Source organism: Micromonospora sp. WMMA1363 (assembly GCF_030345795.1).
Taxonomy (GTDB): domain Bacteria; phylum Actinomycetota; class Actinomycetes; order Mycobacteriales; family Micromonosporaceae; genus Micromonospora.
Map to the genome: position 1 here is coordinate 4,016,512 of NZ_JAUALB010000001.1, position 21,953 is coordinate 4,038,464.

The following is a 21,953-nucleotide window of genomic DNA, read 5'->3' on the forward strand; positions in this document are numbered from 1 at the left end:
CTGTGGAAGCGGTTCGGCGCGGCCCGGGATGCCGTGGCACCCCGGGCGCGGTCGTTGCGGGCAGGTCAGCGGCGGGGGGTGAACGCCACCACGTCACCCGCGCGCTCACCGCCGCTGAGCTGGCCGTTGCGCTCCGTACGGATGTAGACGCGGTGCAGCCAGCGGTCGTGCCCGTCCCACCGGGGGGTGAACGGGGTGCGGGCGTGCGTGGTCCGGAAGTTGTCCACTATCAGGACGTCGCCCGGGGTGAGATGCACCGCCTCGGTGATCTCGTCGAGCGCGTTCGACAGCGCCGCGACGGCCTCGACGTCCCGCGGCTCGCGGGGCGTGAGCAGCTCACGGTCGTAGCCGAGAAACGGGTCCTGCTCGGGACCGTAGAGCGGCTTGACGTCGGCGATGGTGCCGACGTCGTCCACGCCGCCGCGGAAGGCAACGTCGACCGCGCACGGTATCGGCCGCTCGTAGAGGTGCGAGCGGGTCGCGGCGGGCAGCAGCGGTAGCGCGTTGCGCACGGACGCGACCAGGGTGGCGGCTCGGCGCTCGTGATCGGCCCGGGAGCACGCGAGCATGACGTAGTTGGGCTGCAGGACGTGGTAGGCCATCTCGGTGTGGAACTCGAGAAGGGTCTCTGAGGTTTCGGAGGAGAGGTGGTGGGCGCCGGGTGACGGATAGATGTCGTGGAGGACGGTGCCGTTGCGCAGCTCCTGGTACCCGGTTTGCAGGCCGAGCCGGCGGCCGAAGATCGCCAGCATGGCCTCCATGGTCAGCAGCGGCCGGTCCTCGGGCGCCGGGGTGCTCGTCGGAGTCGGCGGCAACGACGCATCGTCCTCGACGGGCAGCCCGGACAGAACGAAGTGACCGTCGACGCTGCCGTTCGCGTTGAAGTCGTCGAGCGCATCGCCGATCTCGGCGGGCAGCTCGTCGGAGAGCTTCTTCGCGGCCTCAAGGAACCCGTACAGGTCGGCGCGGGGTACCCGCGGCAGCCGAGCGGCGAGGGCGAGCAGGTTCGTGGCGTAGGCACTACAGTCGAGCGTGGTCATGATGGCTTCCCTTCCGTGTGGTGGGCGCGCGCGTACTGATACAGCAACTCGGCGGCGATCTCTGTGGCCAGGACTGCGGTTATGCCGCCGTGGTCGTAGAGTGGCGACACCTCCATGACGTCGAAGCCGACCGGATTCAGGGCGCCGACGGAGCGCAGCAGCGCGAGGATCTCCCGCGACGAGGGACCGCCGGGGGCGGGAGTACCCGTACCGGGCGCGAACGCGGGGTCGACGACGTCGATGTCCACCGAGACATAGAGTGGGCTGTCGCCCACGACGCTGTGGACGAGGGCTGCCGCGCTGTCCGCGGTGTGCGACGAGAGCTCGTCGGCGGTGACGATTCGAACGCCGTGGCCACGCGCGTAGTCGAGCGAGTCGGGGCGTGGGTTGTGGCCGCGGATCCCGATCTGAATCGTCTGGTGCGGGTTGATGAGCTTTTCCTCGATGGCATGCCGAAACGGGGTTCCGTGGTGGTACTCGCCGCCGTAGAACGGTGGGTTGGTGTCGGAGTGCGCATCGAGGTGCAGGACGGCGAGACGGCCGTGTTTGGTGGCAGCGGCGCGCAGGGCCGCGAGCGTCATCGAGTGGTCGCCGCCGAGCATGAGAACCGCCGTGTTGTTCTCCAAGAGCCGTTCGAGTTCCTGCTGAGCCGTCTGCATGGCCATGTGCATGTTGAACGGTGTGAGATCGATGTCACCCGCGTCGGCGCAGCGGATCAATTCGAATGTGCCGGGACCTCGGTCTATTCCGACGCCGTGGATGAGGCCCGACTCCGAGCGGATGGCGCGCGGGCCGAACCGGGCGCCGGGCCGGTAGCTGGCCCCCGAGTCGTAGGGCGCGCCGACGACCACGACATCGTAGCCCTGGGGGGCTCGGTCGAGGGGCAGTCGCATGAACGTGGGGATCTGGGCGTATCGGGGTGAGACGTTGGTGTCTATGCGTTCCACCACTTCACCGTTCTTCTCGGTCGGAGGTCAGGACGCGGGAAAGCCGAGTCAGCTGACCGACTGGGACTGTCTTCCGGCGACCTTGTCGACGACGTCCGCCAAGTCCACGGCGTCCGGGTGCTCGCCGTTGGCGACGACTCGGCGGAACAGCGTCTGGAGGACGAGGTGCTTGGCGTGGCGCAGGTGAGACGCCGGTACACCGGCGTCGACGAGCAGCGCGGAGAACGCGGCGGTGGTGCCGGAGCCCTCGTGGACCCCGAGCTTTGGCCGGATCACGGTCGGGTGTGGCAGGAAGTCGGCCATGGCGGTGCGCAACACCCACTTGTCCCGCCCGTGGCGGTGTTTGAGACCGGCCTCGAGCGAGGTCAAGGCATCCAGCACCTCGCGATCCCAGAAGGGGTGCGTGGACCAGTGGCCGCCGACCGCGGACAGGACGGGGGTCATCTCGTTGAGCCCGTCGAAGGTGGCCATGTCGTGGCTGACGGCCGTTTCCAGCGCGTGCAGTCGGCCCTCGCGGTGCATGCCGCCGAGTGGGATGTCGGCGCCGTAACCCGTGAGAATGCGTCGGGACGTCTCGTCGGCACGCAGGTAGAGCACCGTCAGCGGCAAAAGGTACTCGACAATATCAACGTTGGTGGTCTCCGCTGCCCAGACGGTGTGCGGCAGACGGGCCAGCAGATCGGCGGTGGACACCACGATCTCACGGTGGCGCGTGGACAGGTGGTTGGCGACGAGTCCGGCCTCTGGGAACTCGTTGTGACGCTCGGTGCCCATCGCCAGTGTGTCGATCGTCCGGCCGTCGGCCGCCTCCACCGCGAGCGCCGCGATGCTCGACGAGTCGATGCCTCCCGAGATGACGACCAACGGAGTGTCCGTCCCGGTCCGGGCGCGCACACCGCGCCGCAGCGCGTCCCGGACCAGGTCGGTGGCGTCCGCCTCCGGCAGGATGCGACGCCCGAGCGGCGGCTTCCAGGTGTGGTGGACGTCGGTCATGCCCCCGACGATGTCGATCTCCAGCACCACGCCAGCCTTCAGCTGGCAGACCCCTGGCAGCGCGTACATCGGCCGGGTGCCGGCGAGTCCGCCGGTGCCCGACGTACCGGCGAGGCTTTTCGCCTCTGTCGCCGCTGTGACCTGACCCGGTCTGGCAGTCACGTACAGCGGTACCGTACCCGCGTGGTCGGTCGCCAGGAGCGCGCGGTTCCCGGCGACCGCGAAGACTGCGAAGCGGCCGTTGAGCAGCCGGAACGCGTGCACCCCGTAGCTGTCGAGCAGCGCGAGTACCAGGTCGGCGTCACCGCTCGCGCCGAAGCCGTCGGGCAGCAGCGAGTGCAGGTCGGCCTGGTTGTAGAGCTCCCCGGCGAGCAGTACAGCGGTGTCGCCGCGGCGAGCCAGGGATCCGTCGGGGGCGGCACCGTGCAGCAGGACGATGTGCAGATGCTGCCTGCCCCGGTTTTCCCGTACCACTGTCCGGGAACCTTGTGCTGCGAAGGTCGGCCGGAGCGCGATCTCTGTGTCCTGTGAGGCCGCGGCCAGGAAGCCGGTCGCGGCGGGCAGCGTCGTGGTCATGTCAGATGCTCAGCGCCCCGAAGCCACCGGACGTGAAATCGTAGTTGACCGGGACCTCGATGAGGAAGGGCTGCCCGGATCCGGCGCCCTTGCGCAGGGCGGAGAGCAGCTCCTCGCGGTTGGCGGCGCGTACCGCGTCGATGCCGTTGGCCTGTGCCAGCTGGGTGAAGTCGACACTGCCGAACTTCACCGCCGGGTCGTGCGAGCGCTTGTGGCCGAGATTCTGATAGAGCTCGATCAGACCGTTCGTGTCGTTGTTCACCACGACGGTGACGATCGGCAGGTTCAGCCGGGCGATCGTCTCCAGGTCGGCGCTGTTGGAGTGGAAGCCACCGTCACCCGCGATCAGGAACGTCGGCTGGCCGGGACGCGCCAACTGGGCCCCGATTGCCGCCGGGATGCCGTATCCGAAGCTGGAGCAGCCCGCCGAGGTGAGGAATCCGAACGGCTGGTCGGCACGGGCGAACAGCACGCCGTAGTGCCGGAAGAAGCCGATGTCCGACACGATGGTGCCCTGGCCGGTATCCGCGGTCTCCTCCATCACGGTGTTCATGGCGTCCATGACCTGGTGGACGCGCATGCCGTCGGCGTACTTCTGCGGATCGGCCAGGAACTCGGCGATCCGGGCGCGCAGAGCCGAGATGTCGTGCGGCGTCTTCGCCGCGAAAGTGGCACGCTCGTCCAGATACTCAACGAAGGCGAGGACGTCGGTCACCACGTCGACGTCGGGGCGGTAGACGCGAGGGATCGGGTTGACCGTCGGCGACACCCGGACGGTCTTCTTGGAACGGCCTCGGGACCACATCGAGGGCCGCAGGTCCTCGGCGTAGTCGTATCCGACGGTCAGAACGAGGTCCACGGGGCCGAAGAGAGTCTCGAGCGCGGGGAAGGACAGGATGCCGTCCATGTAGCCGGTGACCGCGCCGTAGTTGAGCTCGTGCCTGTGGGGCAGCACGCCCTTGGCGATATATGTGGTGACGACAGGGATCCGGAGGCGCTCGGCCAGCGCCCGGATGGCCGGGACCGCCCCGGACCGGATCGCCGACGCGCCGACCACCAGCACTGGGTGCTCGGCCTGGGCGAGCAGCGTCAGCGCCTGGTCGGCCGCCTGCCGCCAGTTCGCGTCGACGGTGCCGATGGGCTTGACGACCGGGTGGATCGGCGGGCGGGGGGACGACAGGTCGGCCTCAGCGCCGAGCAGGTCGACGGGCAGTGACAGGAAGCTCGGCCCAACCGGCTCGGTCATGGCGGCCGCGATCGCCGAGTCGACGAGGTCGGTGACGTCGTCGGGGCGTTCCAGCTCCGTGGCGTACTTCGTCATGGGCCGCATGACGCCGACGGAGTCGAGGCACTGGTGCGTGTCGTTCGGGAAGATGTCGTGGGACTCTGACTGCGCAGCCAGAGCGATGACCGGCGAGCGGTCGAGGATCGAGGTGGCGACGCCGGTCGACAGGTTCGTCATGCCGGGGCCGAGCGTGGCCCAGCAGGCCTGTGGACGGCCGGTTATCCGGGCCAGGACATCGGCTGCGACACCGGCGGTGAACTCGTGCCGGGTCAGGATGAAGTCCAGACCCTCGATCTCGTCGAAGAGGATCGAGGCGGCCTCCCGTCCCACGACGCCGAAGACGTTGGTGATGCCGTGGTCGCGCAGACGCTGCAGGAGGAGACGGGCGGTGGTTTCGCCGTTGTCCGGCGTGCTCGACACTCGTGACATTGAGACTCCCGGTTGCTAGGACGGATACTCCTGTGCCGGTCGGGACCCGCGGGTGGATGTGGTCAGGACGACCCGACCGGCTGACGCGACCCTGTGTGGGTGAACTTGCAGGGACTTTGACGATTGCCTTGAGTGATGGAGTCGCGACGCGAGGTTCTGTCGCCGGAGTGGTCAGAACAGCTCATGACCCAGGCAAGTCGCGGAGAGCAATGTGAGACGGCACCCCGAACCGGTCATCGGAGGAGAGTCCGTGGATGTTCTAGAGATCCTGCGGGGCAAGGCCAGCCTCAACCTCTTTCCCATCGAGAACAGGCTTTCCCCCCGGGCGAGCGAGGCGCTGTCGAGCGATGCGAACAACCGCTACCCGTACGTCGAGGGACCCGTCACCCACTACGGCGATGTCATGGGGCTCGGCGGCGTGTATGACTACTGCGTCGACCTCGCCAAGGAGTACCTCGGTGCGCAGTATGGCTGCGTGCACTTCCTGTCGGGCCTACACACCATGTACACCGTCATCACCGCGTTGGTGCCAGCGGGCAGCCGCGTCATGGTGCTCGACCCCGAGGACGGCGGCCACTACGCCACCATCACCATCTGCGAGGGCCTGGGCCACACCGTTTCGCGCCTGCCCTTCGACCGGGACAGCCTGCTGATCGACTACGAGCGGCTCGCCGACCAGCTGCGGCGGGAGCCGGTCGACGCGATCTACCTGGACGCCTCCAGCGTGCTGCGTCTGCCCGACGCCCGGGCCCTGCGCGCGGCGGCGCCGGACACGCTGCTCTTCCTGGACGCCTCACACCTGATGGGTTTGCTCCCCGCCGCTCCGCAGACGACCGTCCTCGACGGCGGGTTCGACACCATCCAGGGGAGCACGCACAAGACCCTGCCAGGCCCCCAGAAGGGCCTGATGGTCACCAACCGCGAGGACCTCGCCGTCAAGGTAGCGGCACGAATCCCGTACACCGCCTCAAGCTCGCACGCGGCCAATGTGGGCGCGCTGGCCATCACCTTGGAGGAACTGCTGCCCTGCCGGATCCAGTACGCGCATCAGATCGTCGCCAACGCCCGCGAACTCGCGGGTCGGCTAGCCGAGCGTGGCTTCGGCGTGGCGGGAGAAGCGTTCGGCTGGACGGACACCCACCAGGTGTGGCTGGACATTCCGGCGGAAGTCGGTCCGCACCGGTGGGGCCGGCTACTCACCCACGCGAACGTGCGTAGCACCACCGTTCCGCTGCCGAGCAGCAATGGCCTGCCGGCGCTACGGCTGGGCACCCAGGAGCTGACACGAATGGGTATGAAGGAGCAGGAGATGGGTGAGGTCGCGAGCATCCTCGACCGGATCCTGCTGCGCGGCGAGGACCCCGACTCGGTGGCGGACAGCGTGGCAGCGCTGGTCGCGAAGTTCCCCGATGTGAAATTCGTTGGCGAGCCGGCGTGACTCTTGACAGTTGTCGCTTCGCCGCGCCGTGTCGCACAGCTGGCAACCAGGCGATGTCTTCTTTCCCTCTGGTTTGCATGCGATGCAGCGAGCTGCCATGCTGGCTGTCCGAATAGGACGGAGCCATTGTCCGGAGTAGATGGTGCAGCTACTGCGGCTGTGACCGTTGACGCCGGAATGCAACCACTCGGCGTCGGGGGAACTGGCATCCTTCACGGCGCTTGGAGACTGCCCATGATTCTCACCGGGTCCGAGATCGCGCGAGAGCGCGCCAACGGCCACATCACGATCGAGCCGTTCACCCCGGAGCAGGTCAACCCGAACAGCTACAACTTCCGGCTCGGGAAGACCCTGCGTGTCTACCAGCAGACGCGGCTCGACGCGCGCCGGACGAACGAGTTCGACGAGATCGAGATCCCGGACGACGGATACGTGCTCGAGCCCGGGCGACTCTATCTGGCGCACACCATCGAGGTGCTCGGCAGCGAGCACTACGCGCCGACGTTCGCGGCCCGATCCTCGGTGGCCCGGCTCGGGCTCTTCATCAACCTGTCGGCGAGCCTGGGCGACATCGGTTACGTCGGCCAGTGGACGCTCCAGCTCTACAGCATGAACCGGGTCCGGGTGTACCCGGGCATCAACATCGGTCAGATGATGTGGTGGAAGCCGCGCGGCGAGATCCTGCTGTACGACGGCAAGTACCAGGGATCGGTCGGCCCGCGGTCCAGCGACATCCACGTGGACTTCGACAAGCAGTTCGCCCGGCAGCGATTCCCCGGGCTGGGCGCCTCCATCGACGTGGCCGAGGTTGGCCCGAAGTTCGCCGAGCTGGCCCGGTCGAGCCACCAGTTCCGGGTGCCCAACGCGTTCGTGGTACCCGCCGGCGAGTTCACCGCCGCGCTCACCGACGAGCAGCGCGCCGCGCTGACCGACGTGTTCGTCGACCTACGGGCCACGGTCGGGGCGTTCTTCACCGACTCGGTGGCGAGGATTCAGAAGGTCGGCGACAACATCCGGCTGCCCGCGGATGCACGTAAACTGCTGCGTGCCCGGCTGGCCGAGATGTTCGGTAACGACAACACGGCCCCACTAGCGGTGCGTTCGTCCGGTCTGGACGAGGACACCGACGCGTCCAGCCTGGCCGGCGTACACCAGTCGATCCTTGGCGTGACCGGCGCGGACGCGGCGATCACCGCGATCGAGCGGTGCTGGCGGTCCTACTACGAGGCGCCCGCGGTGGCCGCCCGGATCCGGGCCGGCGACTTCGACCCGACGCCGCGGCTCGCGGTGATCGTGCAGCAGATGGTGCGGCCCACCCTGGCTGGGGTGGCGTTCACCGGTCTGGACGGCGAGGACACGGTGTCCGTCGAGTACGTCGAAGGGCTCTCCGACGAACTGGTGGCCGGAGTCGCCGTCCCGACCCGGGTCGACCCGGCCACGATCACCGATCAGACCCCCAACGTCGCGGTGCTGCGGGAGGTCACCGCACTCGTCGAGCGGCTGCGCAGCACCCGTGGGCAGGACGTGGACGTGGAGTGGGCGGCGGACGCCGCCGGAGTGCACCTGATCCAGGTGCGCCCGCTGACCGCCAGCCGCACCCTGACCAGGAGCAGCGTCGAACCGCTGGTCCAGGCGTACAGCCTGTACTTCGACGAGCTACCCGCCTCGTTCCACCTGGGTGAGGTGGTCGCGGTATACGCCGGCTACGTGGCCAAGCGTGGCCCGGCACACCGGATGGCGCACGACAACGGCGTTTCCACCGGCGCCGGGTGGGTGCTCCAGTTCAACGGTCGCGGCCTGCACGACCCGGCCACCGCGGCGACGCTGCGCGAAACCCTGAGCGGCGGCTCCGACGAGTGCGTCCTGGACTTCGGCGACACCCTGCGGCAGATCGTGGTGCCCAAGGACGAAGTGCTGGACAACCTGGTCGCCACCACCGGCGCGAAGGCGGACGGCATCGCGCTGCACGCCGTGGTGGTCCGCGACTTCATCCGCGGCCGGCTCGGCGTGATCTCCCGCCTGGCCGGTGACGACGGGCTGGTCGTGGAGTACACCCCACACGGCCTGATGGCGTTGAACCGGGGCATCGCGGGCGGCGAGACGATCATGGTCGGCGACGTCACGAAGGGCTTCGACGGGGACGGCAACATCCGAATGGCGCCGACCGGCGAGGTGCTGCGACCACACCTGGACCAGATCGCCCGGTTCACCACGGCGATGCACGCGAAACTCGGCCCGGTGACCCTGGAGTGGGTGTTCGAGGGTGACCGGCTCTACTTCGTCGACCACTCGGTCCTCGGCGGGCACGACGCGATCTCGGTGGCGCACGGCGAAGTGTGCATCTCACCCGGTACCGCCCAGGGGCCGCTGCTGCGCCTGGACGACGACGACCTGCTACGCCGGCTCTCCATCGGTCCCGCGGTGAGCATCGACAAGTCGCAGGACGTGAGCGAACACGAAGGTCTCGCCCGGATCCTGGACCGGGTCAAGGCGTACGACCGGAAGCCGATCGTGACGGCGGCCTGCCCGTACGCGGTGCTCAGCGTCCTCATCGGTCACGTCGCCGGGTTCGTCTTCGACCAGGGCTCCGCTCTGGGCCACCTGGCGATCCTGCTGCGCGAGGCGGGTGTGCCCGCCGTCGCCGCCGTCGACGTGACGGGAGACGAGGCAGTGATCAGCGATGGCACGATCACCACGACCGGCCGCAAGGGGGAATGAGAGTGTTTTCCGGCGCCGCACCGGGCCGTACGGCCTCGCTCGTTCTTGGCGGGTTGCACCTGCTCAACGGCACCGCCCCGCTAACCGGGTCGGATCCGGTGGTGCTGGTGCCGCTGCCCGCACCGGTGGAGTCCGACTTCCCCAGCAACACGATCGTGCTCCGATGGGACACGATCGGTCCGGTCGACCTGCTGTCCCGCACGGTGGACGGGAGCCGCACCGGCAGCGCGAAGGCGGACGGCACGCAACTGTTCCCGGGCATGCTCCCGGGCGCGGCGGTGCGCGCGGCGGTGGCCGAGGTGTCCGGCACCGGCGGCCCGCTGGTGCCGCTGTTCTACGTGACCGTGGACGGCGACCGGGCGCACGTGTACAGCCAGATCCGGTTCCTGGCCGAGGACGCCTGCTTCATCCGGATCACCCCGGACGCGGTCGCCGCCGACGTGGCCGCGCTGGGCTGGCTGGCCGACGCGGTCCGTCTGCATGCCGAGCAGTTCCTGTTCCTCAACAACCACCAGCGCTACTACCGCAAGTGCTTCAGCGGCAAGGAGCTGGAGTACAAGTACACGCTGCGGCCCCCGGTGGACAGTTGGACGCTGACCGTCGAACTGTACGAGCGGCTGCGCGCCGGATCGCTTCCCGACTACGTGATGGAGTACCGCGACGAGTTCCAGGCCTGGGACTACCTCAACCACCTGTTCGAGGTCACCGGACCGACCGAGGCGGAACGCGGCTACGCCTCGTTCATCCCGACCACCGACGGCAAGCACCTGGTCAAGCGCAAGTGGTACGCGGAGGACACGTTCGAGCGCCGGGAGACCCACACGTACGGGCTCGACCTGGCCGACGACGGCGGGTTCGAGCGGTACGTCCGCGAGGAGCTGAAAGTCACCGCCGTCCGGCTGCCCTCGTTCCGGCGGGTCCGGTACGACGTCAACTTCGAGTCGGTACGCACCGGCCACGTGTACGGCATATTCTTCGACCACTGCTCCCTGGTCGACGCGCGTACGGTGACGCTCAACCAGTGCGAGCTGGAATACCTACGCAGCCGTACCGCGATCGAGCCGAACGAGGCCGAGGTGCTCGCCGAGATCGCCGAGATCGCCGAGTGGCTCGAGTCGTTCCTGCGCGCCCACGACCTGAACGCCGAGCGCGGCTTCTACTCGAAGCGGACCTTCCTCAAGGACGCCGTGGCAGCCCGGCCCGAGCTGGCTCGGACGGTCGGCTGATGGCGGCGGTACGCGCGGTCCTACTCGACCTGGAAGGCACCCTGTACACCAACGAGCAGGTGCTCGACGGGGCCGTCGAGGCGGTCGCCGAGCTGCGGAAACTCGGCCTGGGCGTCCGGTTCCTGACGAACACCGACTCCAAGCCGGCCGATCGGATCCGCGGGGAGTTGGCCGGCTACGGGCTGACGGTCGCCGCGGCGGAGCTGTTCACCCCGGTGGTGGCCGCCGAACGGCTGCTCACCGCGGCGGGCGCCCGGACGTGCGCGCTGCTGTCGAAGGAGCTGCTCGAGCTGATGCCGACGGTGGTCGCCGAGGGACCGCACACGCACGTGCTGATCGGTGACTGCCGGGAGACACTGGACTACGCGATGCTGGACGAGGCGTTCCGGGCGGTCCGCGGCGGTGCGGAGCTGCTCGCGTTGCAGCGCGGCCGGTACTTCAAGCGCGCCGACGGCGACCACATCGACACCGGCGCGGTGGTCGCGGCGATCGAGTACTCGTCCGGCGTCACCGCCCGCGTGCTGGGCAAGCCGGCCGCGGACTTCTTCCGGTTGGCCGCCGCGTCGCTGGGCGTCGATGCGGCGGAGTGCGTGGTGGTCGGCGACGACGCCACCACGGATGTCGCCGGTGGGCGGGCCGCGGGTCTGCGCACCGTGCAGGTGCGCACCGGCAAGTTCGCCGACCAGCGCGCGGAGGGCCGCACCGGGGACGCCGACCATGAGGTCCACTCGGTGGCCGGGGTGCCCGCGCTGCTGCGGAGGCTGACCGCCGGATGACGGTGTACTGGGTGGTGTGGGACGCCGCCGCGCACTGGGTGGTCAGCCGGCTCGAACAGCAGGACGTACTGCCGGCGGTGCGCCGGATGCGCGAACGCGGGCAGCTGGCCGCGGCCCGCCCCGCGCGTCCGAACTGTCAGACCCCGCCATCGCTGGCCACGCTGTTCACCGGCACCTGGCCCGCCGAGCACGGCGTCACCGGATACACCGTGCCGGGTGCCGGGCGGGGCGGACCGGGCAGCCACCTCAGCGGGTTCGCTCCGCGGTTCCCTGCCGTGCCTCCGGTGTGGGAGACGCTCGGGGCGCGTGGCGCGTACGTGCACGTGCCGTGGGTCTTCGACGGCGCGGACGCGGTCGCCGCGCACGTGGACGCGGCGGTCGAGGCGTACAGCCGCCGCACGGTCCGGCACACGGCGACGGAGGTCGAGCCGGGGCCGGCCCGGGAGTGGCTGATCGGGCCGCATCCGGTCACGGTCGAGGCGACCGGCGACGGGGTGCGGGTGACGGGCCACGGCGAGGTGTGGCTGACCGTGGGCGGCGGCTGGCAACCGCTGTGGCTGACCGGCGACCGGATCGGTACGTGGGCGGCCTGCGCCCGGTCCGGTGACCGGCTGCTGCTGGTGCACACCGGGGTGTGGCGTCCCCGGTACGGCGGGGCGGATCCGGCGCTGCTCGACCGCATGCGCGACTGCCCGCCGTTCGCCGGGGAGGGAGTCGGCCCGCTGTACCGGGCCGGCCTGTTCGGTGACCGGCTCGCCGACGGCGGCGACGGCACGGCCGAGGAGTTCTTCCTGTCCTCGGTGGAGTGCGCGGTCCGCTCGTTCGGCGCGGTCACCGACGCGGTGTTGGCCGGGCACGACGCCGAGCTCGTGGTGATCTACCTGCCGATGACCGACGACGTCGGGCACGAGATGCTCGGCTTCTGCGACGAGCGCAGCGCGGCGTACCGGCCGGACATCACCGAGCGGATCTGGTCGCTGGTCGGCCACTGCTACCGGTGGTCGGACGAGATCCTCGGCCGGGTGCTGGACGCCGCCGGACCGGACGACTCGGTGGTGCTCGGCGCGGATCACGGCATGGTCGGCAGCGCGTACCTGGTGCACGTGAACGACCAGTTGGTGACGGCCGGCCTGGCGGTCACCGGCGCGGACGGCGAGGTGGACCCGGACCGCTCCGCGGCGTTCTACCACCCGGCGAACAACGGTGCGCTGTACGCCACCGGGGACGGGTTGCTGCCCCGGGCCAAGGCCGCGCTGCGCGAGTTGCCCGTACCGATGCGGTTTCTGGATCCGGACGGCCGGCCGCTCGCGGACGGTGAGACGGGTGACCCGCGGGTGACGTTCGTGGCCCTGCACGACGACTACCAGCCGACCGCGGCCGTGGCCGGTGCACCGCCGTACGTCCGGCCGCTGCACAAAGTCGGCGCGCACGTGGTCTGGACCGGTTCGGACCGGCTGCACGCGATCCATGCGGCGGTCGGGCCGGACATCGTCGCCGGGTCAGCACCCGGCCTCATCGACAACACGGCACCCGCGCGGCTGGTTCACCGCCAGGTGACCGCACGCGCTGCAATCCCACGACGAAGGTTGTCCTTGATGCCCGTCTTCCCGCATGCCCTCTCGCCGCAGGAGCTGACGGCTCGGCGCTACGAGCACGTCCGCACCTTTCTCGCCGGCCGCGACCTGAACCCGGGCTGGTTGTCCGGGCTGATGCACGAACGGGTCGGCCCCGGCCGGTTGCTGCTCACCAGCTCACCGGTGCACGGGCTGGCCAACCCGACCAGCGACCTGGACTTCATCCGGATCCAGCCGGACCCGATCGACGGGCCCCGGATCTCCACGAAGATCTTCGAAGACGGCCACCATCTGGAGGTGGTGAGCTTCGCCGAAGGCGAGCTGACGTCCAATCTCGACGAGCTCGACCGGCTCGCGGCGCTGCCGCCGGGGCAGACCGTGGAGGGTATCCGCGGCTGGGACAAGAAGCGTGAGCCACGCCGCAAGCAGACCGAGCGGATCGTCAACGGCATCACCATGGACGGCACCGCGCCCTACCTGCCGTGGCTGCCCGCGCTGGCCACGGTGTGGAGTCGGCACTCGCTGCACCTGGCGCTGGAGCAGGCCGCGTACGCGGCGCTGGCCGAGGCCGCCGGCGAGCCCCGGGGCCGGGTCGGTTACGCGTACAACACCCTGCTGCACCTGATGGACGCGCTGCTCTCCCACCATGGTGACGTCTACACCACGCGCAAGTGGTACGTGCTGCGCTGGACCCGCCTGGTCGCCGACGGCCGCTGGCGGGACGCCCGGGTGCAGGCGGTCGCCACCACGCTGGAGAGCCTGCGCAAGTCGGTGGCCGCCGCGCTCGAACCGGCCGCCGCGACCCGTCCGCTGGCCGGCGAGTACGTGTCGCTCGCGCTGGACGTGGCCCGCGCCACCGGCACCGTGACCGGCGTCGAGGTGCGCGCCGAGGCCGGCGGCAACCTGATGCCGTTTCTGCCGGGTGCCACCGTGCTGATCGGCGACGGCTCCGGTGTGGTGCTGCCCGACGCGTCCACGCTGCCGCTGACCGACAGTCCCGCGGATCTCGCCGACCTAGCCGGGCTGGACTGCCGGGAAGCCGGCACCCTGCTGCGCGCGCTGCGGGCCGGCGTCACGCGCCTTCGCATCACGTACCGCGACGAGGAGACGGCAGCATGACCGACACCACCACCACCACGACGGCAGCGGCGGCCGGGATCACCGTGTTCCCCTCGGTGCGCGCGGGCCACGCCATGCCGAGTCAGGCGGCCGTCGAGTCCTGGGTGCAGGCCGCCTGGCTGATGCTGGCCGAGGGACGGGCGTACATCGAGGACCTGGCGGGCGGCGCCGACCAGCCGCAGATGCGGCAGGCGGCCAAGCTGCGCCTGTTGGAGCAGCTGCTCGACGTCGATCACCGGTTGGCCGGACGGCAGCCGGTCGACGACGCGCACTGCCTCGCGCTGGCGCTGGAGTACGGCATGCACGAGGTGATGGACGCGACCGGTCCGCAGCTCGCCGCGGTGTTCGCGCTCGATGAGGAGTTCGGCGGTGACAGCTGCCGGGTGGACGGCATCTACCTGCTGTGGGAGCGGCTGCTCGACGGCTTCCCGGGCGAACTGCCGGACCGTCTGGTCGCCGAGGGGCAGCGGGACATGCTGCGCACCATGCGGGTCTGGGCCCGGCTGGCCCGCGAAGCCGGTCTGGACATCGGCTTCCTCACGTCGTCGATCAAGGCCGCCTGAGAGGAGGAACCGACATGCCGACGATTACCGCGGAAACCCACGTGGCTCGTCCCGCCGCGCAGGTGTGGGCCGCCGTCCGGAGCGCCGCCACGCTGGCCTCCCAGGCTCCGCACGTGGTGGACGTCCGGGCTGACGGTGCGAGCACCCACTGGACGGTGCTGCTCAACGGCAGCGAGGTCGCCTGGGAACAGCGTGACGACGTGGGGCCGGGCACCGTCCTGCGCTTCACGCAGATCACCGGGGATCTGGAGGAGATGTCCGGCTCGTGGGAGGTCGCCGAGGCCGCCGGGGGTGCCCGGGTCCGCCTGACCATCGTCTTCGAGCTGGGTGTGGACGGGCTCGCGCCGCTGCTCGAACCCATCTGGGCGCAGTCCTTGCAAGCCCATGCCGAGGCACTGCTGCGCGTCGTACCGGCCGGATCGGAGAACCTGTGAACCGCTACCTGAACTTCCTGCACACCACCGTCGCGTTCGAGGTGGCAGCCGACGCCACGGCGGCGTTCGAGCCGGTGGAACGGTTCTTCCGGCACCTGATGGCCGACCGGCCGGCGCGCGAGCCGACGTTCCGGATCACCGTGCTGGGCTATCACCCGGACACCGACGTGGAGCCCGCGGTCTGGCGGATCCCGCCGTCGATCGTGCGGCGCAGCAGCGCGGCCGAGTTCACCTTCGACGCGCATGTGGTGGTCGGGGACGGTCGCAAGCGCTACGTGAACCGGGCGACCCTGCTGGACGCGCCGCTCGATGTGGCTACCGACAACACGTTCACCGTCCGGATCACGGAGAAGTCCACCGTGCAGGTCCTGGACTTCGTCCGGGACCTGGTGATCCGGCACGAGGAGAACGAGGGCACGGTGGTGCTGCACGCGTCCGGCGTGTCCAAGAACGGCCGAGCGGTGATCATCGCCGGGCCCAAGGGCGCGGGCAAGACCACCACGTTGCTGTCCGTGCTTCGCCGGCCGGGCTGGAAGTACTTCACCGGCGACAAGCTGTTCTGCACGCTGGAAGACGGCCACGTCGTGGTCTACCCGTGGCGCGACTACCCGTACGTGGGTGTCGGCACGATCCGGGCCGAGCCGCGGTTGGAGAAGCTGGTCCGGGAGAACGTGGACGAGCGGATCGACTCGTACCAGCCGAGCAACAAGGTCCTGATGGATCCGGACCTGTTCGAGTCCTGGATGGGTGCCGAGTTCTCCGCCGAGCCGCTGCGGCTGGCCGCGCTCCTGCTGCCCGAGGTGAAGCCGGGCGAGCAGCTGACCACGTGGCGACTGACCGACGGCAACGAGCGCTGGGCACACCTCAACAAGATCGTCGATCGGCAGGTGGACACCACGTTCTTCACCTGGCAGTCACACCTGGTCCCGGACTACGCGCGGTTCTACGCCTCGCTCGCCGAACTGCGTACGGCCCTGGACGCCGTCGAGATGATCCGTCTGCGCGGGACCCTCGACATCGACCTCGACACCCTGCTGTCCGGGGAGGAACGCCGACCGTGAGCATTCTACGCGTCTCCGTCGTCGGTCTGGCCGGCGCGGGGAAGTCCACCTGCGCCTCGCTGATCGCCGACTTCGCCCGCGAACAGGGACTCTCGCACGCTGTGGTGAAGCTCGCCGAGCCGCTCTACGACCTGCAGGACCAGGTCTACCGCCGATCCGGTGTCACACTGCCCGCGGGCGCTCAGGATCAGGTGCTGATGGAGGCGCTGGCCGATGCGATGCGCCGTATCCGGCCCACCGCGATCGTGGACGACTTCCTGGCCCGGTTGGACCGGGCCACCGCCGATGTGATCGTCAACGACGATCTGCGCGACCCGCACCACGACGCGCCCGGTCTGACCGGGCGCGGCTTCCGGATCCTGCGCGTCACCTGTGACGACGATGTACGCCGGAAGCGACTCGCCGAACGCGGCGACCCGTCGCTGGCCGACCGCTCCACCCGGCACATCGACCAGATTCCGCCGGACTCGGTGATCGAGAACACCGGCAGCCTGGACGCGTACCGCGTCCGGGTCCACGCCGTGCTGAGGGGCTGGGTGTGATTCTGAGCGGTCTCGAGATCCTGTCCGAGGTACGGGCGGGACGCATTTACATCGACGACTTCGACGCGGAACGGATCGAGCCGAACAGCTACGGATTCCGGCTCGCCGAGGACATTCTCTGGTACAACGACGAGGTTATCGACTGCTTCCGCCCACCAGCGGCCGAGCACGTCAAGATGGGTCCCGACGGCCTCGTGCTGGAGCCGGGCCGCTTCTACCTGGGCGGCACCATGGAGGCGATGGGCAGCCCGCACTACGCGGCCACCCTGTACGCGTGCCGGTCGTCGTCCACTCTGGGTATTTGGATTCAGTTCTCCGCCCCGCTGGGGCACAGCGGCGCCATCTTCCCGTGGACGCTGGAGATGACGGTCGCCCAGCCGGTCCGGGTCTACCCCGGGATGGTGATCGGCAAGCTGGCGTTCTGGTCGATGCAGGGTGAATCGATCACCTACGACGGCAAGTACACCGGATCCGAGTCCGCGGTCGCCTCGCGTCTGAGTCTCGAGGAGGGACGTGGCGTCCGCTGAACTGTTCGAAGTCGTCGTCGGCCTGGTGTCGCTGCTACTCGCGGCACACCTGGTCGGCCGGCTCTTCGCCCGGTTCCGGCAGCCGTCGGTGGTCGGTGAGATCCTGGGCGGCCTGCTGCTCGGACCCACCGTGCTCGGTCAGCTCGCACCGGACGCGCAGCGGTTCCTCTTCCCCACCGGGGGCGCCGCCGCAGTCGGCGTCTCGCTGGTCTACCAGCTCGGCATGCTGCTGCTGATGTTCACGGCCGGCGTCGAGATGCGGACCGTCTTCTCCCGGGAGAACCGCGCCACGGTCGCGGTGGTCTCGGTGGTTGGAATGCTGGTGCCGTTCGGCATCGGGCTGCTCATGGTCACGGCGATCGACACCACGGCGCTGGTCGGCCCGGCCAACGACGTCACCGGGCTGACCCTCATGATCGCCTGCGCGATCGCGGTGACCAGCATCCCGGTGATCTCCCGGATCATGCTCGACCTGGGGATCATCCGGTCCCGGTTCGCCCGGATGGTGCTCTCGGTGGCGGTCCTGGAGGACATCGTCCTCAACGTGATCATCTCGATCACACTGGGCATGGTAGCCGCACGCGGCGACGAGGGTTTCGGCCTAGCCGTCCTGCTGGGCATCGACGCCACCGCGGCCAGGGCCGTCTACCATGTGGTCGTCTCGCTGGCGTTCTTCGCGGCTACCGCGATGGTCGCAGCGTGGATCCGCCGCGGCACCGGCGGCCGTCCCCCGAGGTCACGGCCCGGCGAGGTGGCCGGCCGCATGACCGTGCTGCTTTCCGTGGTCGCGCTCTGCGTCTTCCTCGGAGTGGCACCGATCTTCGGCGCGTTCGTGGTCGGCCTGATGTCCGGCCGGCGCGGCAGACCGGATGACAACGAGGCGCTGGTGTCCATCCGGCGCTTCTCGTCCGGCTTCTTCATCCCGATCTACTTCGCCGTCGTCGGCCTCAAGCTCGATTTGGTGCACGCGCTGGACCCGTGGTTCACCGCCGGCTTCGTCCTGGTCGCCTGCGTAGCCAAGGGCGCGAGCGTCTATCTGGGCGCCCGGATGACCCACCGGTCGACGTCCGAATCGGCCAACCTCGCCTTGGCGCTGAACGCCCGCGGCGGTCCCGGCATCGTGCTCGCCACCGTGGCTTACGACGCCGGGATCGTGAACGAGTCGCTGTTCACCACACTGATCCTCACCGCCGTCGGCACGTCCCAGTTGGCCGGCTGGGCACTGGAGGTCGCGGTCCGGCGCGGCACGTTGCAGGCCGACGACAACACCCGCGTGCCCACCGGACCCGGCAACGTGGTCGACGACAGCCACGTGCCCGCCGAACATACACCCGGCAACGCGGTCGTGGGCTGACCTGCCCCATCTCTCTCGTACGGAAAGGCGTTTCTGGTGGTACACGCTGCCAAGTACATCTTCGTCACCGGAGGGGTCTCGTCCTCGGTCGGCAAGGACTCACCGTGTCCGGCCTCGGCGCACCGCTCCAGGCGCGGGGCCCGCGGGTGTCCGCGCCGCACGACAACGGCATCCGGCCGGACGCGATCGTGCCGTGCCCCGACCGGGAGGCACCCGACGCGGGTCACCGCAGGACAGCACCGACATGCGACGTGGACCTCGCTGCGGTGGTGGCCGCGGTCCGCCGCGCCCAGTCCCGAACGTCCTAGAGAAGGGTTCCGACCATGAGCACCACACGCCGACCGGTCGTCGCGATCACCGACGCCTTCTCGACCGCGCGGCACCTCGCCCCGCTCTTCCACCAGGCAGGCTTCGACTGCCTGCACGTGCAGAGTCTGATCGACCCGCCCGCGTTGTTCGCGGCGTCGTCTCAGCCGGACGACTTCCTGGACACCGTGGTACACACCGGCGACCTGGACGCCACGGTGGCCACGATCCGCCCGTACGCTCCGGTCGCGCTGCTCGCCGGTGCGGAGAGCGGCGTCGAGCTGGCGGACGCGCTGAGCGAGGCGATCGGCGTGCGCACCAACGGCACGGCACTGAGCGGCGCCCGCCGGGACAAGTACCGGATGATCGAGACGGTGAAGGCGGCCGGTCTGCCCGCCGCCGACCAGATCCTGGCCACCGACCTGGACACGCTCCTCGGCTGGTACGGCGACACCGACCGGCTGGTGGTTCTCAAGCCGCTGCGCGGCGCGCTGAACGACGGCGTGCACTTCTGCGGTACGGCCGCCGACGTGCGGTCCGCGTTCGAGACGCTGACCGGCCGGCGCAGTGCGCTGGGCCAGGGCAACGATGGTGTCGTGGCCCAGGAGTACCTGGTCGGCGCGGAATACTACGTGAACACCGTCAGCGTGGACGGCAAGCACTACGTCTGCGACCTCTGGCGCACCCACCATCTGCGTGTCAACGGCGTCCGCGACCTGCTCGGCGGCTCGCAGCTGATGGTCCGGGACGGCCAGGAACAGCAGGCCCTGGTCGGGTACGTGAGCCAGGTGCTGGACACACTCGGAGTGGCGAACGGCCCCGCGCACACCGAGGTCAAGCTGACCCCGGACGGCCCGCGCCTGATCGAGACCGGGGCGCGCGTCTGCGGTGCCGAACTGCCGCTGCTCACCCGCGCGGCACTGGGCAGCAGCCAGTTGGAGTGGACGGTCACCGCGTATACCGACCCGGACACGTTCCTGGCGCACTGGCAGGACCACTACGAGACGCCCCGGCACGCGGTGTGCGTCAACATGATCGCGCCGGCGGGCGGGAAGCTGATCGGCTACCCGCGGATGGACGAACTCGAGAAGCTGGAAAGCTACCACGGCCGGCTGACCAGGGTGGGCCCCGGCCAGGAGCTGTCGCAGACCACCAACGACATGACGTATCCGCTGCTCGTCCACCTGATACACGAGGTGGAAGGCGTCCTGATGCGGGACTACATGACGGCCCGATACCTCGACGGTGAAGGATTCTACGATGTCGCGTGACGGTACCTCGGCGAGCCGGAACGCTCCCCTCGTGGGCACCCTGCTGGTACTGGGCTATTGCGTGATCAACTCCACGAAGTCGGTTTTCGAGGGCTCACTGGTCCAGCATTTGTCCCCGGAGTTCATCGCGTTCAACTCGTTCGTCCTCGCGCAGGGCTTCTACTTCATGATCTGCCGCGACAAGGCGGCGCTGCTGGCCACCGTCCGGCGTTGCCTGCCGGATGTGATCGCGTTGAATGTGGCGACCATGGTCTCCTGGGTCGCGGTGCTGTACGCCTTCACCGTGTTCGAGCCGGCCATGGCGAACTCGGTGATCCTCGGGCTGGTCCCCAGCATCACCATCGCGCTCGGCTTCAAGCTGCGCCCCGGCGTGCGGGCGCTGCGCCTGGAGGTGGTCGCCGCGCTGGGCATGCTGGCCGCGATGAGTTTCTTGGTCGCGGCGGCCTGGAACGGCTCGTCGGCGATCGGTGACCTGCCGAAGGACGACCTGGCGGCGGGACTGATCTATTGCGTGCTGACCAGTTTCGCGCTGTCCGCGATCACCTACTTCACCCGGCGCCTCGGCGACCAGGGCATGTCCGTGCAGCAGATGATGGCCTCCCGCTTCGGCGTGCTCATCCTGGTCACGCTGGGCCTCCTGATCGGTCGGGACAGCTTCGACGCCTACACACCGCGCAACATCGGCGCGATCCTGCTGATCAGCATCGTCGGCGTGATCGTCTCGCTGTACCTGCTCCAGGCGGGCATGGTCCGCACCGAGCCGATCACCGTCTCGATGTTGTTCGGCACCAACCTGATCATCACGTACGTGGTTCAGTTCCTCGACCCGCGACTGCACCAGTCCACCACCACGTTCGTCGGCGTGCTGGTGCTTTCCGCGGCGATGTGCCTGGGTGCCTGGGCCCGCTGGCGGGACGGCCGGGACAACCCGCCGGCCGGGGTGCCGGACAAGGTGCCGGCCGAGGTGCCGGCCGAGGCGGAGGGCACCACGCAGAACGTCGGGAACCGGACGTGACCGTCCTGGCACACCTCAGCGATTTGCATCTCGACGGAAGCCCGGAACGCGCGGGCCGGGCGCGCCGAGTCGTGTCGTACCTGTGCGACCTGGCCGGGCCCCTCGACGCTGTCGTGATCACCGGGGACCTCGCGGACAGTGGCACCGCGGCGGAGTACACCCAGGTGAGCGACGTGCTGAGGCCGTTGCACGACCGCTTTCCGGTGCTGATGTGCCCGGGCAACCACGATGTCACGCCGGTCTTCGCCGAGTACCTGGTCCCACCGCAGTCGGCGGCCGTTTACGGCGGCGTCCAGATCCTGCTGGCGGACTCCTCGGTCCCCGGTGCGGACGACGGTTTGCTGTCGCCGTCCGCCCTGCAGTGGCTGGACGCCCGGCTGGACGCCGCCCCGGAGACACCCGCCCTGGTGGGTTTTCACCACCCGCCGGCCGCCCTGAGTATCCCGTTCGTCGACGCGATCGGCCTCCGTAACCCGGCGGCCCTGGCCACCGTGCTGTCCCGCCACCCACAGGTGGCGGGTGTGCTGGCCGGCCACGCCCACGCGGCGGTGTCCACCACCTTTGCGGGCGTGCCGCTACTGGTGGCCCCCGGCGTGGTGTCGGCGGCGGTGCTGCCGTGGGAGCGCGCCAACGCCTGGAGCTATCAGCAGGACTGTGTCTCTCTGATGTTCCACGTCCTCACCGCGGGCGTGATCACCACGCACGTGCGCACGGTCCTGATCCGGTAGCGGACTGCGCGGTCCGGCGTGGCGGCCGTTT

General features: G+C 69.5%; 19 protein-coding genes. 15 read left to right on the plus strand and 4 right to left on the minus strand.

Annotation, left to right across the window (positions count from 1 at the left end; genetic code table 11):
- Positions 1-65 precede the first annotated feature (65 nt).
- From cs1 to QTQ03_RS18685, 4 genes are read right to left on the minus strand one after another with little or no spacing between them, the layout of a single operon-like run.
- A complete protein-coding gene (cs1, locus tag QTQ03_RS18670) occupies positions 66-1,040 on the minus strand; it encodes a clavaminate synthase Cs1 (RefSeq protein ID WP_289279163.1) in 975 nt (324 codons plus the stop codon).
- Positions 1,037-1,987: an agmatinase gene (speB, locus tag QTQ03_RS18675; RefSeq protein ID WP_289279164.1), complete on the minus strand. Its 951-nt coding sequence runs from the start codon at positions 1,985-1,987 to the stop codon at positions 1,037-1,039. The genes cs1 and speB overlap by 4 nt, the downstream gene beginning before the upstream one ends.
- Positions 1,988-2,035: 48 nt before the next feature.
- Positions 2,036-3,556, minus strand: coding sequence for an asparagine synthase-related protein (locus QTQ03_RS18680; RefSeq protein ID WP_289279165.1), 1,521 nt, complete (start codon positions 3,554-3,556; stop codon positions 2,036-2,038).
- A gap of 1 nt (position 3,557) precedes the next feature.
- On the minus strand, positions 3,558-5,270 hold the full coding sequence (locus tag QTQ03_RS18685) for a thiamine pyrophosphate-binding protein (protein ID WP_289279166.1): 1,713 nt from the start codon (positions 5,268-5,270) through the stop codon (positions 3,558-3,560).
- Between the two features lie 250 nt (positions 5,271-5,520).
- Here QTQ03_RS18685 and QTQ03_RS18690 point away from each other — a divergent pair, with 250 nt between their 5' ends.
- From QTQ03_RS18690 to QTQ03_RS18760, 15 genes are all read left to right on the plus strand, one after another.
- Positions 5,521-6,708 carry a PLP-dependent aminotransferase family protein gene (locus QTQ03_RS18690; RefSeq protein WP_289279167.1) on the plus strand — a complete coding sequence of 396 codons (1,188 nt, stop codon included), beginning with the start codon at positions 5,521-5,523 and terminating at the stop codon, positions 6,706-6,708.
- Between the two features lie 234 nt (positions 6,709-6,942).
- Entirely contained in the window at positions 6,943-9,426 is a 2,484-nt protein-coding gene (locus QTQ03_RS18695) for a dCTP deaminase domain-containing protein (protein ID WP_289279168.1), read from the plus strand.
- Entirely contained in the window at positions 9,423-10,652 is a 1,230-nt protein-coding gene (locus QTQ03_RS18700) for a hypothetical protein (protein WP_502889780.1), read from the plus strand. Before QTQ03_RS18695 ends, QTQ03_RS18700 begins: the two co-directional genes overlap by 4 nt.
- Positions 10,652-11,428, plus strand: a complete 777-nt coding sequence (locus QTQ03_RS18705) for an HAD-IA family hydrolase (RefSeq protein ID WP_289279170.1) — start codon at positions 10,652-10,654, stop codon at positions 11,426-11,428. The genes QTQ03_RS18700 and QTQ03_RS18705 overlap by 1 nt, the downstream gene beginning before the upstream one ends.
- Positions 11,425-14,121: a DUF6001 family protein gene (locus tag QTQ03_RS18710; protein ID WP_289279171.1), complete on the plus strand. Its 2,697-nt coding sequence runs from the start codon at positions 11,425-11,427 to the stop codon at positions 14,119-14,121. Before QTQ03_RS18705 ends, QTQ03_RS18710 begins: the two co-directional genes overlap by 4 nt.
- A complete protein-coding gene (locus QTQ03_RS18715) occupies positions 14,118-14,684 on the plus strand; it encodes a DUF6031 family protein (protein WP_289279172.1) in 567 nt (188 codons plus the stop codon). The genes QTQ03_RS18710 and QTQ03_RS18715 overlap by 4 nt, the downstream gene beginning before the upstream one ends.
- Before the next feature lie 14 nt (positions 14,685-14,698).
- Positions 14,699-15,118: a type II toxin-antitoxin system RatA family toxin gene (locus QTQ03_RS18720; RefSeq protein ID WP_289279173.1), complete on the plus strand. Its 420-nt coding sequence runs from the start codon at positions 14,699-14,701 to the stop codon at positions 15,116-15,118.
- A complete protein-coding gene (locus tag QTQ03_RS18725; protein WP_289279174.1) occupies positions 15,115-16,179 on the plus strand; it encodes a hypothetical protein in 1,065 nt (354 codons plus the stop codon). Before QTQ03_RS18720 ends, QTQ03_RS18725 begins: the two co-directional genes overlap by 4 nt.
- Positions 16,176-16,721, plus strand: coding sequence for an AAA family ATPase (locus QTQ03_RS18730; protein WP_289279175.1), 546 nt, complete (start codon positions 16,176-16,178; stop codon positions 16,719-16,721). The genes QTQ03_RS18725 and QTQ03_RS18730 overlap by 4 nt, the downstream gene beginning before the upstream one ends.
- Positions 16,718-17,248, plus strand: coding sequence for a dCTP deaminase (locus tag QTQ03_RS18735; protein WP_289279176.1), 531 nt, complete (start codon positions 16,718-16,720; stop codon positions 17,246-17,248). The genes QTQ03_RS18730 and QTQ03_RS18735 overlap by 4 nt, the downstream gene beginning before the upstream one ends.
- On the plus strand, positions 17,235-18,602 hold the full coding sequence (locus QTQ03_RS18740) for a cation:proton antiporter (protein WP_289279177.1): 1,368 nt from the start codon (positions 17,235-17,237) through the stop codon (positions 18,600-18,602). The genes QTQ03_RS18735 and QTQ03_RS18740 overlap by 14 nt, the downstream gene beginning before the upstream one ends.
- A gap of 104 nt (positions 18,603-18,706) precedes the next feature.
- A complete protein-coding gene (locus QTQ03_RS18745) occupies positions 18,707-18,910 on the plus strand; it encodes a hypothetical protein (RefSeq protein WP_289279178.1) in 204 nt (67 codons plus the stop codon).
- Between the two features lie 15 nt (positions 18,911-18,925).
- A complete protein-coding gene (locus QTQ03_RS18750; protein WP_289279179.1) occupies positions 18,926-20,179 on the plus strand; it encodes an ATP-grasp domain-containing protein in 1,254 nt (417 codons plus the stop codon).
- A complete protein-coding gene (locus tag QTQ03_RS18755) occupies positions 20,169-21,194 on the plus strand; it encodes an EamA family transporter (protein ID WP_289279180.1) in 1,026 nt (341 codons plus the stop codon). The genes QTQ03_RS18750 and QTQ03_RS18755 overlap by 11 nt, the downstream gene beginning before the upstream one ends.
- Positions 21,191-21,922, plus strand: coding sequence for a metallophosphoesterase (locus QTQ03_RS18760; RefSeq protein ID WP_289279181.1), 732 nt, complete (start codon positions 21,191-21,193; stop codon positions 21,920-21,922). Before QTQ03_RS18755 ends, QTQ03_RS18760 begins: the two co-directional genes overlap by 4 nt.
- Positions 21,923-21,953 lie beyond the last annotated feature (31 nt).

Coding starts and splice junctions, on each gene's coding strand:
- QTQ03_RS18710 (WP_289279171.1), top strand. CDS start 11,425: ATGACGGTGTACTGGGTGGTGTGGGACGCCGCCGCGCACTGGGTGGTC.
- QTQ03_RS18685 (WP_289279166.1), bottom strand. CDS start 5,270: ATGTCACGAGTGTCGAGCACGCCGGACAACGGCGAAACCACCGCCCGT.
- QTQ03_RS18680 (WP_289279165.1), bottom strand. CDS start 3,556: ATGACCACGACGCTGCCCGCCGCGACCGGCTTCCTGGCCGCGGCCTCA.
- QTQ03_RS18720 (WP_289279173.1), top strand. CDS start 14,699: ATGCCGACGATTACCGCGGAAACCCACGTGGCTCGTCCCGCCGCGCAG.
- cs1 (WP_289279163.1), bottom strand. CDS start 1,040: ATGACCACGCTCGACTGTAGTGCCTACGCCACGAACCTGCTCGCCCTC.
- QTQ03_RS18755 (WP_289279180.1), top strand. CDS start 20,169: ATGTCGCGTGACGGTACCTCGGCGAGCCGGAACGCTCCCCTCGTGGGC.
- QTQ03_RS18715 (WP_289279172.1), top strand. CDS start 14,118: ATGACCGACACCACCACCACCACGACGGCAGCGGCGGCCGGGATCACC.
- QTQ03_RS18705 (WP_289279170.1), top strand. CDS start 10,652: ATGGCGGCGGTACGCGCGGTCCTACTCGACCTGGAAGGCACCCTGTAC.
- QTQ03_RS18750 (WP_289279179.1), top strand. CDS start 18,926: ATGAGCACCACACGCCGACCGGTCGTCGCGATCACCGACGCCTTCTCG.
- QTQ03_RS18700 (WP_502889780.1), top strand. CDS start 9,423: ATGAGAGTGTTTTCCGGCGCCGCACCGGGCCGTACGGCCTCGCTCGTT.
- QTQ03_RS18695 (WP_289279168.1), top strand. CDS start 6,943: ATGATTCTCACCGGGTCCGAGATCGCGCGAGAGCGCGCCAACGGCCAC.